We start from the raw sequence: 3113 nt of genomic DNA, 5'->3' as shown, positions 1-3113 counted from the left end.
CCCGGCAGCGGCCCTGCCGAAGCGGCTGCCACGCCGCTGGTCGCCGGCGCCGCCGCGCTGGAAGCCCGCTTTCCCGCGCCCGCGGTGCGCTACGACACGCCCGGGCTCGCCGACGGCCGCCGGGCCTTCACCACCAACGCCGAGCTGGAGCAATGGCTGCGCCACTGGGCCGCCAACCGCTCCGGCAGTACCCGCATGCAGGTGCTCGACATCGGCCGTTCGCAGCGCGGCACACCGCTCCTTGCCCTGGTGGCGACGCGCGCCCGCGGCACCGACGTCGCCGCGCTCGAGGACAGCGGCCGCCCCACGGTACTGCTCATCGGCCAGCAGCACGGGGACGAGCCAGCCAGCGCCGAGGCCCTGCTCATCGTGGCGCGCGAGCTGGCGCCAGGCGGGCTGCTGGAGCCCATGCTGGAGGCGATCAACGTGATCGTGGTGCCGCGCGCCAACCCGGACGGCTCGGAAGCCGGCCAGCACCTGTTGGCCAATGGCGTGGATCTGGACCGCGACCACCTGTTGCTGGCCACCCCCGAGGCGCAGGCGCTGGCGCGGCTGGTGCGCAATTACCGTCCCATCGCGGTGGTGGACGCGCACGAACATGCCGTCGCAGGGCCGCTGCTGGAGCGCCACGGCGTGCTGCCGCGCGCCGACCTGATGATCGGCCACGCCACCACGCCCAACCTGCCGGAGTTCATGGTCAAGGCAGCGCGCGAGTGGTATGAGGCTCCCATGGCGCGCGCGCTGGACACCGCCGGCCTGCGCCAGGAGCCCTACCATGCCTTCCCGACCGGGCAGCCGACGGCGCAGCGCCTGTCGACCGGCAGCACCGAGGCGGCGGACGCGCGCAACGTGAACGGCCTGAAGAACGCCGTCAGCCTAATGATCACGAGCCGCGGCGCGGACCTCGACCGGATGCACCTGCAGCGGCGCGTGCACGCCCACGTCACGGCGCTGTCGAGCGCGCTGCGCAGCACGGTCGAGCGTGCGGCCGATCTGGAGGCGGTGCGCTCCTACGAGGCGCGCGATACCGCATCGCAGGCCTGCCGCGGCGAGCTGGTGGTGCGCGCGCGCGGCACCGCCCTGCAGCGCGAGCTGCTCGCCATCGACCCGCAGACGGGCCTGGACCGTCCGCTGCACCTGCAGTGGGATTCCACCCAGGAACTCGAGCCCGTCACGCGCCGCGCGCGCCCCTGTGGCTACTGGCTCTCGGCCGGCGCCGCCGCGGCGATCGAGCGCCTGCGGCTGCTGGGCGTGCAGATGCTGCGCGTGGCCGAGCCGGGGGCCGTGCTGGCAGACAGCTACGAGCAGGTCGGTGCAGGCGCTGGCGCGCAGATGCAGCTCAGCCTACGGCGCGGCCTGGTCGACGTCCCAGAAGGGAGCTACTACGTGCCGCTCAGCCAACCGCTGGCGAACCTGGTGGTGGCGGCGCTGGAGCCCGACACGGACGGCAGCTACCTGAGCCACCGCCTCATCGGCCACCTGTCGGACGCCCTCCGGGTCATGGGCCACCCCTCGCTGGTCTTCGAGGAAATGGACTGAACCCCGGCCAGGCGCGGCGGCCCGGACCCTTCAGCCGGCGCCCTGCCCCAGTCCCGGGCCGGCGCCGAGCAGATCGACCAGCTCGGGCACCAGCGTGTCCGGACCGCGCGCGCTGACGGCGGCAGCATAGGTCTGCTCGACTGCCTGCGCAATGCGCCGCGTCGCCTGCGAGTCGCCCGCCATCGCCTGGTAGTAGCCCAGGTCCTTGAGGGCGTTGCCCATGGCGAAGCGCAGGGCCGACGGGTCCTGCGCCATCAGGTAGGGACGCAGACGCTCCAGCGCCACGCCGGCGCCCCCGCCCTGTGCCAACACCTCGACGAAGGCCTCGGCGGGAACGCCCCCCGCCAGGGCGCAGGCCGCCGCCTCCGCGATCAGGGCCACGCTGCCCAGCGACACGTAGTTGTGCAGCAGCTTCATCCGGTGGCCGGAGCCTGCCGCGCCGATGTGGGTGATGTTCTCGGCGAAGCTCTGCAGCACCGGACGGCAGCGCGCCAGCACCTGCGCCTCGCCGCCGACGAGCAGGTTCAACCGCCCTTCGCGCGCCTCGCGCGGCGTGCGCGTCATGGCGGCATCCAGGAAGTGCACGCCCGCCGCCTGCGCCTGCGCCGCCAGGCGTTCGGTGGATGAGGGAATGGCCGTCGAGCAGTCGATGACCACCGCCCCGGGCGCGAGCGCCGCCAGGGCGCCGCCCTCGCCCAGGAGGATCGCCTCCACCTGGGGGGAACCGGTGACGCACAGCAGCAGCACCTCCGCCTGGGCCGCAAGCGCCTGGACGTCCTTGCACGTCGCCACCCCCAGAGCCAGCAGCTCATCCAGCGGCTGGTTGCCGGGATGCTCGAGCACCGTGAGCGCGTGGCCCTTGCCGGCCAGGTTCAGGGCAATGCCGTGCCCCATCAGGCCGACGCCGATCAGGCCGATCCGAGGTTGCTGCATGGCTCGTCTTTCCTTCCTTGCACCGCCCCGGCAGGGCAGGCGCGGCCCGGGCATGGATGATCGAAGCGGCAAGTTCGCCGCCTCATCGCTCGCCTTGCCCGCTCACTTCCTCTGTGGCGGCAAGTCGGTGCACGTGCCATGCGCCGCCTCGGCCGCCATGCCGATGCTCTCGCCCAACGTCGGATGCGGGTGGATGGTCTTGCCGATGTCCACGCTGTCGGCGCCCATCTCGATGGCCAGGGCAATCTCGCCGATCATGTCGCCCGCGTGCGTGCCGACGATGCCGCCGCCCAGGATGCGGCCGCGACCGCCCCCCTCGGGCGAATCGTCGAACAGCAGCTTGGTGAAACCCTCGTCGCGCCCGTTGGCGATCGCCCGGCCCGAGGCGGCCCAGGGAAACAGGCCTTTCTTGACCTTCAGGCCCTGCGCCTTCGCCTGGTCTTCGGTCAGGCCGACCCAGGCAATCTCCGGGTCGGTGTAGGCAACGCTCGGGATCACGCGCGCGTCGAAGGCGGCCTTGGCGAGCTTCTGGTCGCCCTTGAGCTCCCCGGCGATGACCTCGGCGGCGACGTGGCCCTCGTGCACTGCCTTGTGCGCCAGCATGGGCTGGCCGACGATGTCGCCGATGGCGAAGATGTGCG

At 72.7% G+C, this 3113-nt stretch carries 2 protein-coding genes and 1 pseudogene; 1 reads left to right on the top strand and 2 read right to left on the bottom strand.

From position 1 onward, the window contains the following. Positions 1-1539 (top strand): M14 family metallopeptidase (locus A612_RS02860; RefSeq protein ID WP_019373095.1); only part of this gene is annotated, 1539 nt, incomplete at its 5' end. 30 nt (positions 1540-1569) lie between these two features. On the opposite strand, the gene A612_RS02855 is transcribed toward A612_RS02860, so the two are convergent. Together A612_RS02855 and A612_RS02850 are read right to left on the bottom strand one after the other, a co-directional pair. Beyond that, positions 1570-2472, bottom strand: coding sequence for an NAD(P)-dependent oxidoreductase (locus A612_RS02855; protein WP_019373094.1), 903 nt, complete (start codon positions 2470-2472; stop codon positions 1570-1572). A gap of 102 nt (positions 2473-2574) precedes the next feature. Further along, a pseudogene (locus A612_RS02850) lies at positions 2575-3113 on the bottom strand (dihydrolipoyl dehydrogenase); the annotation flags it as partial.

The organism is Melaminivora alkalimesophila (genome assembly GCF_000282995.1).
GTDB classification, from domain to species: domain Bacteria; phylum Pseudomonadota; class Gammaproteobacteria; order Burkholderiales; family Burkholderiaceae_C; genus Melaminivora; species Melaminivora alkalimesophila.
The sequence above is the reverse complement of the archived record's forward strand: the minus strand, read 5'-3'. Positions and strand labels throughout refer to the sequence as shown.

What these genes read in the sequence shown, in the direction of transcription:
- A612_RS02855 (WP_019373094.1), bottom strand. Translation starts at nt 2,472, where the DNA reads ATGCAGCAACCTCGGATCGGCCTGATCGGCGTCGGCCTGATGGGGCAC.